Source organism: Bacillus taeanensis, from assembly GCF_003318295.1.
In the GTDB taxonomy this organism is placed as follows: Bacteria; Bacillota; Bacilli; order Bacillales; family UBA6769; genus Maribacillus; species Maribacillus taeanensis.
Genome location: NZ_QOCW01000036.1, coordinates 1 through 15,367, shown reverse-complemented (window position 1 = coordinate 15,367; position 15,367 = coordinate 1). Strand labels below are relative to the sequence as shown.

Genomic DNA, 15,367 nt, shown 5'->3' with positions numbered 1-15,367 from the left:
AGCAGCCTAGTTTGGTGTTGCGTTACAAAATATTCTTATTTTAAATTTTTAATCGAAACATCAAACATACCTATAAAAACAGAATATTTAAATTATTCAAAACATAAAACTACTATTTAATTTTATTATGTGGTACCATAAAAACGATAGATTACAATATTTTTACAAAGGGGGATCTGTATGAAAAACAAACGTTTCCTTATTACTGTTGTATTAATGCTTGTACTATCTATGATTCTTGCCGCATGTGGTAGAACACAAAGCGGCGGCACAGAAAATGAAAATGAAGGTGAAGTCACAGAAGAAAATAAAGATTTAAGCCTTCTAACCGGCGGCACGGGCGGTACATATTACCCGCTTGGAGGGGAAATCGCTAAAATTGTCTCCAATGAAACAGATTTAAACATTACAGCTCAATCATCTGGTGCATCAGTAGAAAATATGCAAACACTTGCCGATGGGGATGCGGATCTTGCCTTTACCCAAACAGACATTGCCAATTACGCTTCTGAAGGTACACTAATGTTTGAAGGTCATGCCATTAACAATATTCAAGCAATCGGAGCATTATATCCAGAAACAATTCAAATCGTTACATTAAAAGATAGCGGCATTAACTCTGTTGAAGATTTAAAAGGAAAAACAGTATCTGTTGGTGCTCCGGGCAGCGGTACATTCGCAAATGCCCAGCAAATTTTAGAAATTCACGGTATTTCTATTAAAGATGATATTAAGGCACAGCATTTAGCCTTTGATGAATCAACTGAAGGAATTCAGGATGGCAATATTGATGCAGCCTTTATTACTGCCGGTGCTCCAACAGGGGCTGTTGAAAGCCTATCTGCTCTAAAAGAAGTGAAAATCATTCCAATTACAGCCGATAAAGCAGACGAGCTTGCAGAAAAATATCCTTATTATGCAAAGAATGTGATTCCTCAAGGAACATATCAGCTTGACAAAGAGGTTGAAACAGTTGCCGTTCTGGCAATGCTTGTTGCTCGTCAAGACTTAAGTGAAGACATGGTATACAACATTACAAAAGCGCTGTTTGACAACATCGCTAGCATTCAACACGCCAAAGGCGAACAAATTAGTGCAGAAAAAGCGCTTGACGGCGTTGGAATTGATCTGCATCCAGGGGCGAAGAGGTATTTTGATGAAAAAGGAATTTCCCAATAACCAAAAAACTGATCCGATATACGCCGAGAAAATACCTTGGCGTATATCAATATTTCCTAAAGAAATGACCATACAACGAATCATGATCCCACTTATCATGATGTTGTTTTTTGTTTCCTTGTCTTCACTCATCCCATTTTGTAAAGTACTAGCAGTCGAATATGAGGACACAGCACAACTTCTGGCCTTTTTACGCCTTGAACATAACGACCAGTTTAAAATAATGTACACACACTCTGTTCATTTAACCCCCGTCATAGAAACTTATCATATTAACTCATCTGACCATATTATCCAATCTGAATTGGAATATGAAAATTTTGCAATCGGCATGCCTTCTAACGCTAGTGGAGAAGAACGCTTTATCCATAAAAATGGAAAATACTACATTTCTAATATGAACCTTTCTTTTCCTTACATTGATGTACGAGTAGGGCGAGTAATTGCCAACCATACTATTATTTATAAAAAACAGGCAATACCTTTTAAAGAATTTGCAGGACCAGGGACATGGACACGGCTTAAAGTAAAGAACGTAACGTTATGGCAAATGATGAAAGGAGTTGAAATCCTTGAATGAAAAAGAGATCAAAAACGAACAGTTAACCGAAGAAGAACTAGAAAAGCTGATGGCAAAATTTGATCCAGAAGCCGGGTATCGAAAGTTAAACGGTACACTTGGCTGGATTTCAGCACTCGGCCTTCTAAGCTTTTCGTTATTTCAGCTCTATACAGCGATCTTTGGTGTCCTAACAGCCCAATTACAGCGTTCAATCCACCTTGGCTTTGCACTAGCTCTTATTTTCCTTTTGTTTCCTGCCTCCAAAAAGGCAAGAATCAACTCTATTAAACAACGATTTCAAATTACTTGGCTTGACGGTTTACTTGCAGCACTCAGCATCATTGTTGGTTCTTACTGGCCTCTATTTATTGATGATCTGGTAATGAGGGTTGGCCGTCTTACAATAATTGATCTTACAGTCGGAGCAATTGCAATTATCCTCGTTCTTGAAGCAACAAGGCGTGTCGTCGGACTGCCGATTACAATTATCGCAGCTGTCTTTTTGCTTTATGCCCATTTCGGTGCTTATATGCCGGGCTTTTTGCAGCATAGAGGAATTGGAATTGATCGCATTATTCGTTCCATGTTCTTTACCACAGAAGGTATTCTTGGAACACCTCTTAAAGTATCCGCAGAATTTATTTTCCTCTTTCTTTTATTTGGATCATTTCTTGTTAAAACAGGGATTGGCCAATACTTCAATGATCTAGCAATTACAATTGCCGGAAGAAGTGTAGGAGGACCAGCTAAGGTTGCAATCTTCTCAAGCGCTCTGCAGGGAACTATTTCCGGGAGCTCTGTCGCTAACGTTGTAACATCTGGTTCATTTACAATCCCAATGATGAAAAAGCTCGGTTATCGCAAAGAATTTGCAGGGGCCGTCGAAGCAGCCGCTTCCACCGGCGGTCAGATTATGCCGCCGATTATGGGAGCAGCAGCCTTTATAATGGTTGAATTTATTGGCGGTATTTCCTACTGGGATATAGCAAAGGCTGCTGCTATTCCGGCCCTACTTTATTTTACAGGCATTTGGATTATGACACACTTTCAAGCAAAAAAAATTGGCTTAAGAGGTCTTTCCAAAGACGAAATGCCTAACCGTAAAGAAGTCCTAAAGAAAATTTACCTTTTAACCCCGCTTCTGTTAGTGATTTTCCTATTAATGTCAGGCTATAGTGTGACAAGATCCGCCCTGCTCGCCATTTTAGCTTCAGTTCTTATAAGTGCCATTCATAAAGAAACACGGATGAGTCCTAAAGACATTGTGGAAGCACTTATAAATGGTGCTCGCACCGCTCTTAGCGTTGCTGCTGCCACAGCAGCTGCTGGAATCATTGTCGGAGTTGTAACAGTAACAGGTCTTGGTTTAAAACTTGCGAACGGTCTTGTCGATCTTTCAAGCGGAATTCTTCTGCTAACATTGTTTTTTACAATGATCGCTTCTTTAATTCTTGGAATGGGGTCACCAACCACTGCAAACTATGTCATTACTTCTACAATTGCGGCGCCAGCTCTAATCCTATTAAATGTTCCTGAGCTATCTGCTCATATGTTTGTATTTTACTTCGGAATTGTGGCTGATATTACCCCGCCGGTTGCTCTTGCCGCATTTGCAGCAGCAGGCGTCTCAGGAGGGGATCCCTTACGAACCGGAGTGAATTCAGCAAGACTTGCCATTGCCGCCTTTATTATCCCGTATATATTTGTCCTTTCTCCCGAGCTTATGATGATTGATACAACATGGTCTCAAACATTATGGGTAATCTTTACATCACTCGCCGGAATGATTGCGATTGGAGCGGGAATGATTGGACATTGGATAAGGAATATGTACTGGTTTGAACGTATTTTAGCTTTTGGAGCAGGTCTGCTGCTTATTTATCCAGAAGGTGCCTCAGATATGATTGGTTTAGGACTTTTTATCGCATTGCTTGTTCTTCAATATACGATTAAAAAAGAGAATAAAAATCAGCTGCAGCGGCAAACTTCCGGTCAAACACTTTAAATCATGAAGCAAAAACAAAAAGAATGCTAAAAAGACTATAAAAAAAGAGAAGGGAAAATTCCCTTCTCAGTGAGTTTCATTATTTTTTAGTTACGTTAGCAGCTTGAGGTCCGCGGTTGCCTTCAACGATTTCGAATTCAACTTCTTGACCTTCTTCTAAAGTTTTGAAACCTTCAGATTGAATAGCTGAGAAGTGTACGAATACGTCATCTCCACCTTCAACTTCGATAAATCCAAAACCTTTTTCAGCGTTAAACCATTTTACTTTACCGTTTTGCATTGATAAATCCTCCTAAATTGTACCTGTCGTACATGTTCATTTTTTCCACCATTTTATCTTTTTAACTACAGTTCATTAAAAAAGCTGTAACCTCTAAGGAGATTTAACCTTGCTATCCCCTTGAAGTTACAGCTTACTTAAATCTCTATAGTATTAAAAAGTAAAATGGTTTAAAGTTACTATATCATGTTCTACACAAAAAAGCAAAACAATTAGGGTTTTTTTTGAAAATTATAAGCTTTTTTCTAAAAAATTAATCGTGGATAATCTTAATTTTAGAAGCCGCCTCTTTTGCATTTTCTCGTGCTTCCTCTACTGTTTCTGCGCTGTGAAGCACAACAGCCATGCGGCGGCCAACTTTTGTTTTTGGTTTTCCGAACACTCTTACTTGCGTATGAGGGATTGCTAAACTCTCTTCTACTCCACTAATCTGATACTGTTCTGTTTCTTTCCATGCTTTGATCGTACGGCTTGCACCAGGTGTATGAAGACGAATCGATGGAATTGGGAAGCCTAAAATCGCGCGCACATGAAGCGCAAATTCAGACAGATCTTGTGTTGCAAGTGTAACCATCCCCGTATCATGAGGCCTTGGTGATACTTCACTAAAATAAACACCATTAGACGTTAAAAATAATTCTACACCAAACAGGCCGTATCCCCCAAGAGCATCGGTTACTTTTTTCGCGATACTTTCCGCTTCCTCTATTTGCTTCTCTGTCATAAAGTGCGGCTGCCATGATTCAATGTAATCCCCATCCTCCTGCACATGTCCAATTGGAGCACAATAGGAAGTACCAGAAACAGAACGAACGGTTAAAAGGGTAATTTCGGAATCAAACTTAATAAATTCTTCAACAATAACGCGCGCTTTTTTTCCACGTCCACCTTCAACCGCTTCATTCCATGAGCTTTCAATATCATCTATTGAGCGGCAAATACTTTGTCCTTTTCCAGATGAACTCATGATTGGCTTAATAACACAAGGTGTCCCGATTTCTTCAACAGCAGCTTTTAATTCTTCTAACGTATTCGCAAACGCATATTTTGCAGTTGGCAGGTCAAGCTCTTCACTCGCTAAGCGGCGAATGCCTTCACGATCCATCGTTAAATTTGTCGCATTAGCAGTCGGTACAACGTGAAACCCTTCTTGTTCAAGTTCAATTAATGTTTCTGTCGCAATCGCTTCTACTTCTGGAACAATTAAATCAGGCTTTTCTGCTTCAATGACATGGCGAAGCGCATTTCCGTCTAACATATCAATTACATGATAACGGTGGGCAACCTGCGTTGCTGGCGCGTTTTCATAACTATCAACAGCAATTGTCTCGACTCCTAAGCGCTGTGCTTCAAGAACAACTTCCTTTCCTAATTCACCTGATCCTAACAGCATAATCTTTTTTGCATTTTCCCCATATGGTGCTCCGTACCCGTACATCTATAATCCCCCTTATTATCATCTATTGCATCATAATAACTTACAATATTGAGTTTTTCAAGATTCAAAAAACGCTAAAAAACGAACAATATAAACAATAATTTTTGTTATGATTCGTTTTTTATAACAATATCCTTTCTTTTTTACAAAAACATGATGCTAAAAAAAGAGAGCCTTACCATATAAGAATTTCTGTTATGTTTATGATGAAGTTTTTGTTAGCTGACTATGGTACAACGCTGCATAAAATCCCTGTTGGTTTAATAACTCTTTGTGTGAACCTTGTTCAATAATATGACCTTCATCTAACACAAGAATACGGTCTGCTCGTTGAATCGTATTTAATCGGTGGGCGATAACAAAGCTCGTTCTTCCATTCATTAACCGCTGAAGCGCTTCTTGAATTTGAACTTCGGTAACGGTATCAATACTACTCGTTGCTTCATCTAAAATTAATAGTGATGGATTAGCTAGAATCACCCTCGCAATCGAAAGAAGCTGCTTTTGTCCTTGACTAATGCCGCTTCCATTTTGTTTTAAAAGCGTATTATATCCTTCTGGAAGTTTCATTATAAATGAATGCGCATTAGCAAGCTTTGCTGCTGCTTCTACTTCTTTATCTGATGCATCAAGTTTCCCGTAACGAATATTTTCCTTAATCGTTCCTTGAAATAAAAACGGATCTTGGAGAACAAAGCCCATATGTTTTCTTAAACTTTCCCGCTTAATGTTTGTAATATTATAACCATCAATCGAAATCATACCGCTGTCTGGATCATAAAAACGAGACAGCAAATTAATCACGGTCGTTTTTCCAGCACCAGTTGGGCCAACAAGTGCCACTGTCTCTCCACAATCAGCGCGAAAGCTTAGATTAGAAACCGTATTTCCTTCTTTTTCATAAGAAAAGGATACATTTGAAAAGAAAACATTTCCTTTTAGCTCTTCAAACTCTACTATCTCTTTTTCATTCTGCTTTTCTTCTTCCTCCTCCATCACTTCAAATACTCGTTCCGCTCCAGCAATAGCGGACAACAGCGTGTTAAACTGGTTAGCAAGATCATTTAAAGGCCATGTAAACTGTCGTGAATATTCAATGAAAACCACAATCACCCCAATTGTAATGTAGCCTTTTAAAGCGAATATCCCGCCGATAAGCGCAATAAGGGCGAAACTTAAATAATTTAATACGTTCATCAGCTTTGGAATAAATCCTGAAATGGTTTGGGCCCAAAACGCGGCTCCTTTTAGGTTTTCACTTTTTACCATAAACTCAGAAATAACTTTTTGCTCTTGTGAAAACGTCTTAACGATTCGCTGACCTGAAATGGTTTCTTCAATAAAACTGTTTAACTCGCCGAGATGGTGCTGCTGTTCCTTAAACAGTTTTCCAGTCCGTTTTGTAATCCACTTCATTCCAAAAATCATCAATGGAAGAACAACTAATGTAACCACCGTTAAAAGCGGACTAAGCCAAATCATCATTGAAATGGTCCCAACAAGTGTTAACACGCTTGAAAAAATTTGAATCATTGAGCTGTTTAGTGTAGCGCTGACATTTTCAATATCATTTGTTACTCTGCTCATTAATTCGCCGTGCTGTCGTTTATCAAAAAATGCTATCGGCAGCTTATGTAATTTTTGAATTAAGTCTGTACGCATGTTGTAAACAGTCGTTTGTGCAATGGAAATCATCCAAAATCTCTGTAAAATAAGCGATACCGAGTAGAAAACATACACAGCTCCTAAGCTTATTAGCAATGTAAGAAAGCCGCTGCTGTCTTTCGTAACAATATACTCATCAATCGCTTTACCAATTAAAAAGGGTCCAAGAAGTGCAAGTCCTGAGCTGATTACAACCATCATAAAAACGAGCGTCAGCATCCCCTTTTTCTCTGAGAGATATGTCCATATTTTCTTTAATGTTTGAAGCTGGTTTTTAGCTTTTCCTTTCTTACTCTCTATTTTAAGGTTTTCTTTTACTGAAATACGTTTATATTGGAAAGGTTTAGTTAGCTCCTTGAACATGATTTTCCCGCCCCTTTCCAAACTGTGAATCATAAATTTGCTGATACAAAGCAGAACTATTAAGAAGCTCTTCATGACTTCCCTGCACGAGAAGCTTACCATCTTCAAGAAGTAAAATCGTATCTGCTTCCATTGCCGTACTAATTTTTTGGGTAATAATCAATGTTGTGCACTGATAATTTTGCAGAGATTCGAGCAGCCGTGCTTCTGTTTTTAAATCTAATGCACTCGTACTGTCATCTAACAAAAGCAGCTTCGGTTTTCGGACAAGTGCTCTAGCAATGGAAAGTCTCTGTTTTTGTCCGCCAGAAAGATTGACTCCTTTTTGTCCGATCTTTGTTTCATACTGCTTTGGAAGTTTCATAATTGTTTCATGAATTTGGGCTGCTTTTGCGGATTCTATTATTTCTTCCATTGAAGCAGTTTCCTTTCCCCAGGCAATATTTTCTTTCACACTTCCCGTAAACAGAAGGGCTTCTTGAGGAACAAACCCAATTTGTTTTCGCAAATAATCAAGCTTCATTTCTTTTATATCGCTGTTATCAATTTCCACCATTCCTTCATCGACATCATATAAACGCGGAATAAGCTGAAATAAAGAAGTCTTTCCAGATCCAGTTGCACCTAATACGGCTGCTGTTTCTCCACTATGAACGGTAAACGATAAATCGCGCAGCACAGGAGAAGTTGTATGTGGATAGTGAAACGACACATTATTAAACACAATTTTCCCATCAGTAATTTTTTTAGAGGCATTAACATTCGATAATTCAATAAGATCAACTTCAGCTTCGAGTACTTCCGTAATTCGACCCGCAGACGTACTTGCTCTCGTATAAACCATCATAATAAATGAAAGAATGGAAAACGCTGCTGTAATTCGAAGTGTGTAATTAATAATCGCAACGACTTCCCCTACCTGTACACTTCCCTCTCGTACTTCCATACTGCCAAACCATAGAATCGCAACTAAACTCGCATTCATCACAAGTAGGAGAAGCGGCATGACCATCTCCATTAATCTTAAACCGGCAATGGTCCGATCTCGCAAATCACGGTTTGCTTTCGTAAACCGCTTCACTTCATGCTGCATTCTTAAAAATGCTTTTATAAGCCGCATTCCTGCTAAATTTTCCTGCATCACACTGTTTACTGTATCTAACTTTTCCTGTACAGCTCGAAACAGTTTTCCACCTTTTTTCATTGCCGCTATAAGAAGCAGCAGTAAAATAGGAATCGCCGCTACAATAGACAGTGCGATCTTCCAGTTTACAAATAACGCCATCACTGTACCGCCAATAACTAATAACGGCGCACGAAGCATAATGCGCAGCCCCATAAAAACAGCATTTTGAATCTGCGTAATATCGTTTGTTAACCGTGTAATTAATGAAGATGTTGGGAAAATATTAAAATTAGCAAATGAAAATGATTGAACCTTTTGAAAAAGCGCTTGCCTTACATCATAACCAAAGCTTTGACTAACATGACTCGAGTAAAAAGAATTAATGATTCCAGATAGAAAAGCAAGCAGAGACAATCCAATCATCACAACGCCCCAAGTTAAAATAACGTTGATATCATTTTTCATAATACCGTCATCAATAATTTTTGCGATTAAAAGTGGATTAATTAGTTCGACAACAAGCTCTGTCAGCATTAATACTAAAGCAGCTATCACAGTAATTCGGTACGGTTTAAGAAACGGAAAGATCTTTCTCATCAAACCCCCTCCAGACGATGTATATGTATTATCCCCATTATATCTGTCTTTTTATATCTAGGCACATATCCCGCCTACATGCTCTTTCATAAAAGGAATTTTTTCATTATATTAATCTACGCATCTTTATAGTCAAACCTTTATTTCTCATGGTATTCTTTGTTTATTAAAATGTATTACATATTAACGGAGAAAGAAGGGGCTATTATGGCTTTAGCACGCGCGAAATCATCAGTGCTTTCGCAGCCTACGATTTACAAAGTATTGTTTGCAATTAGTTTTGTTCACCTTCTCAACGACTCGATGCAATCTGTAATTCCAGCCATTTTCCCAATTCTTGAAAAATCAATGAACTTAAGCTTTACACAGCTCGGTTGGATTGCCTTTACCTTAAACGTTACTTCCTCAATTATGCAGCCGATCGTTGGATAGTACACAGATAAAACGACTTCCCCTTACCTGCTTCCATTTGGAATGTTTTTAAGTTTACTAGGGATGTGCGGGCTTGCTTTTGCCGATCATTTTTATTTTGTTTTACTATCAGTCATGTTCATCGGACTCGGTTCAGCTGTGTTTCATCCGGAAGGTTCACGTGTTGCTTACATGGCTGCCGGTAACCGACGCGGGCTTGCGCAATCAATCTACCAAGTTGGCGGAAATTCTGGACAATCTCTCGCCCCAATTATGACGGCCCTTATCTTCGTTCCTCTCGGACAACTTGGAGCAATTTGGTTTACGATTGTTGCCGCTATGGCTATATTCGTTCTTTTATTTGTATCAAACTGGTACAGCAAACAGCTCGTTCATTTTCCGAGAGTAAAAAAGACAACAGAAAAACGGGAAGTGAATCCAAAACAAAAAAAACAAATCACATTTGCGATTTGTCTGTTAATTTTCCTTGTTTTTGCGCGCTCATGGTATGCTGCCGGGATCGGAAACTACTATCAATTCTACTTAATTCGAGATTACGGGTTATCAATTCGCGAAGCGCAATTTTATATTTTCGCCTTTTTAGCTGCCGGTGTTGTTGGTACATTTTTCGGTGGTCCGCTTGCTGATCGATTCGGTAAACGAAACATGATTTTCTTTTCGATGATTGGCTCAGCACCACTTGCACTTACCCTTCCGTATGTAAGTCTATCATTTGTATATCCGATTTTCCTTTTACTTGGATTTATTATTTTATCAAGCTTTTCGGTAACCGTTGTTTATGCGCAAGAACTATTACCTGGTCGGATCGGAATGGTGTCAGGTTTAATTGTTGGGCTCGCTTTTGGGATGGGGGCAGTCGGCTCTGTGGTACTCGGCAGTCTCGCCGATTTGTTCAGCATTAAGTTTACAATGATTTTCATCAGCTTCTTACCGCTGCTTGGGATGCTGACAATTTTTCTTCCTTCTGATCAAACAATGAAAAAGTGGGAGAAAGAAAATATATAATAATTTAAAGTAGTTATTCTTTTAAACTTAACAAAACAAGTACTATCGCTATGTAATCACTTATCATTAGAATATGTAAAAGTCGAAATCTTTTGTTTTAAAAATAAACAGCCAATCCTTTTTTTTGGAAAGGGCTTGGCTGTTTTTTGTGTGTGAAGACGAGTTAAACAAACTAACCATTTTGTTTAACTCTAGAACAACCCCTTTAACAGAATAAGATTACTCACTATATTTGTTTACTATTATTTTTCTGTACATGCCATTAAACATCACTGGTCTGTCTTCTTTCACATTTAATTCTTTATGATGTTTTTTATACAATTCTTCAAAGTTCAATCCAATGTCAGTCCCTAAAACTTTAATCAGAGGTCTGATAAGTTTTTTCGATAACGATAGTTTATTTTCTTTGGAAATAAACTTGTCGAATAAAATGATTTCCCCATCATGTTTTAGTACCCTTGCCATTTCCTGAAAACATTTATCTGCATTAGGTACTACGGAAAGAATTAGACTGCCAATAACCAAGTCGAACTGATTATTGTCAAAACTCATATCTTGAGCATCCATTTCTAAAAAATTAATAGTGGAAGTTTTGAATTTTGCTCTTGCATTCCCAAGCATATCAGGTGAAAAATCAATTGCCGTAATATCTAATTCATTGTAATTTATTAATTCTAAATCAGCCCCTGTTCCCACGCCGACAAATAGTATTTTTTGTCGACTATCGAAGTGTATTTCTTGAAATATTTGTCTACGGGCGTTAAGAAAAGGACCTGAATTAAAAAATTTATCGTAAATTGGAGACCAAATTTTATATATCACTTTATTCCATGCATTATTCAATTTCCTCTCCCCCTAATAATCAAATAAATGGACATCATTATTAAACAATCCTTCCTTAAACTTAATAACAATTATTTCAAAATTCCGTGTTTTAAGCAATCGCTTTATTCTAGAATATAGACCTTTATTGAATAGCAAATAAGCTCCCCCATCTTTTCATATGCTCTGTGTAAAACTATATATGTTAGTGATATGTCCAGAAAATCACTACTTTCTGAACACTCCTTTTTTATTTGAAAAGATTAAAAAACTAATAGTTTTCGTATTCAATAACCCATCACAACATCTATGGTCATTATCCATCTCTTATTTAAGTTATGGTACAAGGTGTAAGAGGTAAAAAAATATTTGTTGATAAAGTTAGTGGAGTTAAAAAGAAAAGAGTTAGAAGCTACGATGTGGAATGTCTCAAGAACAACTATTTATAGGTATTTGGAGAAACTTACTGACTCAAAAAAAAGAATAGCTATATAATCTGTTGTATTTGATAATTAATCAATATCTATAAATGGCAGTATGTTTTTTGAATGTAAAAAAGCCGAAAATATGCAAGAAATGAATAAAAACTCGTATATTTTCGGCTTATTGAATAATTTTAGATATTGAACAAACGCCCCTATTTGTTTAAGTAAATACATTCACAATCTTGTATTCCTAAGTCAGTTATTATTCAAACAATTTTTCACCACGATGAAGTCTGATGGCAATTTTAGCTGTATGGGACGTTTCCCTTGAGGTCGCGGTGCGTGAGCCGCTAAATAACGACTTACTGCAATGATTATCGTTTCCTGTGCCCGCTTTGCAATCTCGGAATCCTCGTCTTGCCATATACGATGCTCCATTATTGCCCCTTCATACATTTGGAAGGTATGGAATTCTGCATTTTCCCTAAGTAGGGCATGACCGAGGACGTTAAATAATTCATTCAAATCTCCCCTATTGGCTAAGTAATTCACTACCCATTTCGCGGCCTCATCCGTTTGTTGCTGCTTATCTAATAGATCTAGAAATTCCTTCGGATCCTTCCGTTGCTGTGAGGATTTATCCACTACTGGCATTCGAGCCGAGGGAATATTAAGAAAACGATCTAAATAAATACTCATGGCACCGTGAAAAACAGCCCGAATGAGTTCAGGTGTTGTTGATCTCCTTAAAGCTTGGTGAACGGCATGACCGTGAGTAAAGGTATGGAGTACCGTATCCCAATCTCTAAATTCGTTTTGAACATGGAAACGGGCTACCCTTTCCGCCGCTGCTAACGTTACTAATTGTGCAAGCCGAACAGGGGATCTCCCCTGTTGTAATGCTTCCATTAACATTTCTACCGTTCTAACAGGATCATCACTTAATAATTGCTCTAATACCTGATCTTCATCAACTAAGCCTGATGAATTTTTTTCATATCCTTCCTTAATTTCTATTTTCTCCAGTGTGCTGAAGGCTTTATGTAAAGGTTCCACTAAATTAAGAGGTGCCTGCCAGCTGTGGGATTCCTCACTACGAATGGCATTACTTAACTCTGGTAATAGAGATGTGAGGATATATTCCCGGTTCTCGTCTTGTAGCTTCGACAGCATTTCAAATGCTTTATTATGAAAATCTAATGTGTGACCAATATTCATATAAAAATGATCTGTAATTGCCGTCATCGTCATGTCAGATAGCTGTTCTGTCGTTACCCCTAGCTTTATGGCAGTTAGTAGGACCCTCTCTGCTCCTTGGACATCACGAACTTCAATGTTATTTCTATACCATTTTGCTAGTTGGGAAATCTCCGGTTGTTCATTTTCCTTATTTAATGGTAAGGGATCTAGTAAAAATCTTGTTCCCTTCCCTGCACTTTCTCTTGCCACATGAACTAACCCTTGGTATAAGGCAAGGATTTTTCCTTTTTTATCGAGATACGGCAGGATATTGCTCATTGCGGTTAAGATCGTAAGACCAGATCCCCAGCCATTCCAACGATGCTTTGTACCAAATTCTACACCTATATTTGCAATATCATTGGGATCTGCTTCTACTAAGCTCACCACAGCTTTTGCGATAACAAGACGAATGTTTTGCTCTAGACCATCCTTCAGTCTCTTTTTCAGTTTGACTACCGTTTGCTTGTCTATGGGTTCAGGAATGATCCACACTTCCCCATCCTTTACTTCGACGGGATATATAGGTACATCGTCTGCCCATGGATCTAATGTTCCCCCACTTTTTAGATCAAAACGGGCGTGATGCCAATGGCACGTAAGAATTCCATCACAACTGCTCCCCATATGTAATGGAAATCCAAGATGGGGACAACGGTTATCTACCGCGTATATGCTCTTTTCATGATAAATAACGGCAATTCCGTGCTTTCCCCCTTTTACCACCTTAACCCTCTCATCCTTCAACTGTTTTTCCGAGCAAATATATACTTTTTCACTCACTTGACTATAACCTCCTTGAAGGAAAATATTCGATACTCCTTATTAACTATAGTGACTGCATGGTTGATGCTTTCTTGATCGTCTACATCCATCACCACAAAGGAAACGTCAAGGTTTGAATCCTTAAGTTTTTGCGCTGCTTCATGACCCCTCTCTGGATTGCGACTTGCCAAAATGACCTTAAAACCTTTCAAAGCCAATTGTTTGACCAATTCATATCCAATTCCTCGATTCCCACCGGTGACAAGTGCAACTTTTTGATCCTTTGACATTTTAAAACCTCCATTTTATGGCTGCTAATCTTGGGCTAGAGCAGATTTAGAAAGTTGTTTTGTAGGACTATACATATAGTTTCTAAGTAAAATAGTTACCAAACTTAGGATCAATGATACGATTCCGACCAATACGACGTATTGTGTACCCAGTTGTGATATAAATAACCCACCTACAGCTGCACCCACTGTTGTTCCTACGTTACAGGCTGATATAAATAATCCATTGGCGAAATCAGGCGCTTCGGGAGCTGAAGACGCAATCAAATATTGATTAATATTTGCCATTATTCCTCCAGCCAATATTCCCCAAAGGAAAGTGATCATTACCATAGGCACCGCAAACTCTCCAGTGAAGAATAAAAGGGTGTAAACTACACTCAATAACAAAGGAAAAGTTAAGATGGACTTAATAGGACTATTAGTGAGTACCCTCCCTGCAGCGATGTTTTCAATAATATTAGCTCCACCGAAAACGAATAACGTTAAACTGATGGTATTCGGAGACACTTGGGTAACAGTTTCCAGGTATTCAGCAATATAACTATATACCCCGAATACAGATGCATTTAATAAAATTACAGCTACGATAGAAACCCATAGTTCATTGCAAAGCATTATTGAACAAAATCACCCTTTAGCGAAATAGAAAAAGTAATGCTGATTATATTTGTTTAATATTTTCGCGGACATTAAGTGCGTTATTTACTGAAAATCGGCTTCCTTATTGATGAATAGAGGAACAGATGTCCGTGAACATCCTAATAACACTACTTTTGTCACAAATAGCGGAACGAAATCAGGGATATGAACAACCGTTTTTTTTTATGAAATTCAGTGATATATATTTTTATCTCTTTTTTTTATAAAGGATGGTTGATCTATTGGTAAGGAGTCGGCTCTTCTTTGTTTGATAAAAAGCACCAATGTAATGATTACGGTTCCAAGCCAAACGAATAATAAACAGCTACCCAGGATAGGTAATATCGTTAGCTCAAATACAGGTCTACTTAGTCCAGTTTGAATCCCTATAAGTAAAATCATAAACATCCAAGCGATACTGCCTGAATGGAGCAGTCTTTTTTTGAAGCGGTTTTGTACCGGAGTTTTCTCTAAAAACCAAGCTGGCAAGATTAATGTTTGCAGCGCATGAAATCCAATACCATGTAGTACA

General features: G+C 38.1%; 10 protein-coding genes and 3 pseudogenes. 4 read left to right on the top strand and 9 right to left on the bottom strand.

The genetic code is table 11. The annotated features are described in order from the left end of the window. Positions 1–180 precede the first annotated feature (180 nt). Genes DS031_RS21940 through DS031_RS21930 form a run of 3 tightly spaced genes read left to right on the top strand, consistent with a single transcriptional unit; the run spans position 181 to position 3,746 of the window. On the top strand, positions 181–1,179 hold the full coding sequence (locus DS031_RS21940) for a TAXI family TRAP transporter solute-binding subunit (RefSeq protein ID WP_113808309.1): 999 nt from the start codon (positions 181–183) through the stop codon (positions 1,177–1,179). Beyond that, positions 1,157–1,759: a DUF1850 domain-containing protein gene (locus DS031_RS21935; RefSeq protein ID WP_113808308.1), complete on the top strand. Its 603-nt coding sequence runs from the start codon at positions 1,157–1,159 to the stop codon at positions 1,757–1,759. Before DS031_RS21940 ends, DS031_RS21935 begins: the two co-directional genes overlap by 23 nt. 49 nt (positions 1,760–1,808) lie before the next feature. Next, positions 1,809–3,746 carry a TRAP transporter permease gene (locus tag DS031_RS21930; protein ID WP_113808335.1) on the top strand — a complete coding sequence of 646 codons (1,938 nt, stop codon included), beginning with the start codon at positions 1,809–1,811 and terminating at the stop codon, positions 3,744–3,746. Positions 3,747–3,825: 79 nt separating this feature from the next. On the opposite strand, the gene cspD is transcribed toward DS031_RS21930, so the two are convergent. From cspD to DS031_RS21910, 4 genes are all read right to left on the bottom strand, one after another. Next, positions 3,826–4,026, bottom strand: coding sequence for a cold-shock protein CspD (cspD, locus tag DS031_RS21925; protein ID WP_113808307.1), 201 nt, complete (start codon positions 4,024–4,026; stop codon positions 3,826–3,828). A gap of 253 nt (positions 4,027–4,279) precedes the next feature. Continuing rightward, positions 4,280–5,464: a formate-dependent phosphoribosylglycinamide formyltransferase gene (purT, locus tag DS031_RS21920; protein WP_113808306.1), complete on the bottom strand. Its 1,185-nt coding sequence runs from the start codon at positions 5,462–5,464 to the stop codon at positions 4,280–4,282. 201 nt (positions 5,465–5,665) lie between these two features. Next, positions 5,666–7,492 carry an ABC transporter ATP-binding protein gene (locus DS031_RS21915; RefSeq protein WP_113808305.1) on the bottom strand — a complete coding sequence of 609 codons (1,827 nt, stop codon included), beginning with the start codon at positions 7,490–7,492 and terminating at the stop codon, positions 5,666–5,668. Continuing rightward, the gene (locus DS031_RS21910; protein ID WP_113808304.1) at positions 7,473–9,215 is read right to left on the bottom strand and encodes an ABC transporter ATP-binding protein; all 1,743 of its coding nucleotides are present in this window, start codon (positions 9,213–9,215) and stop codon (positions 7,473–7,475) included. The genes DS031_RS21915 and DS031_RS21910 overlap by 20 nt, the downstream gene beginning before the upstream one ends. 207 nt (positions 9,216–9,422) lie before the next feature. Between DS031_RS21910 and DS031_RS21905 the strand changes: the two are divergent. Continuing rightward, positions 9,423–10,652, top strand: a pseudogene (locus tag DS031_RS21905) (MFS transporter). Between the two features lie 219 nt (positions 10,653–10,871). Here the strand turns inward: DS031_RS21905 and DS031_RS21900 are convergent. The 5 genes and pseudogenes from DS031_RS21900 to DS031_RS23980 form a co-directional block, all read right to left on the bottom strand. Beyond that, the gene (locus DS031_RS21900; protein WP_113808303.1) at positions 10,872–11,495 is read right to left on the bottom strand and encodes a class I SAM-dependent methyltransferase; all 624 of its coding nucleotides are present in this window, start codon (positions 11,493–11,495) and stop codon (positions 10,872–10,874) included. A 659-nt stretch (positions 11,496–12,154) separates the two neighbouring features. Further along, complete coding sequence (locus DS031_RS21895) at positions 12,155–13,921, bottom strand: Rieske (2Fe-2S) protein (RefSeq protein WP_342767272.1); 1,767 nt, start codon at positions 13,919–13,921, stop codon at positions 12,155–12,157. Then, a complete protein-coding gene (locus DS031_RS21890) occupies positions 13,918–14,193 on the bottom strand; it encodes an SDR family NAD(P)-dependent oxidoreductase (protein ID WP_245947611.1) in 276 nt (91 codons plus the stop codon). The genes DS031_RS21895 and DS031_RS21890 overlap by 4 nt, the downstream gene beginning before the upstream one ends. A 24-nt stretch (positions 14,194–14,217) precedes the next feature. Continuing rightward, positions 14,218–14,793 (bottom strand): annotated as a pseudogene (locus tag DS031_RS21885) (MFS transporter); the annotation flags it as partial. A gap of 234 nt (positions 14,794–15,027) precedes the next feature. Beyond that, positions 15,028–15,367, bottom strand: a pseudogene (locus tag DS031_RS23980) (hypothetical protein); the annotation flags it as partial.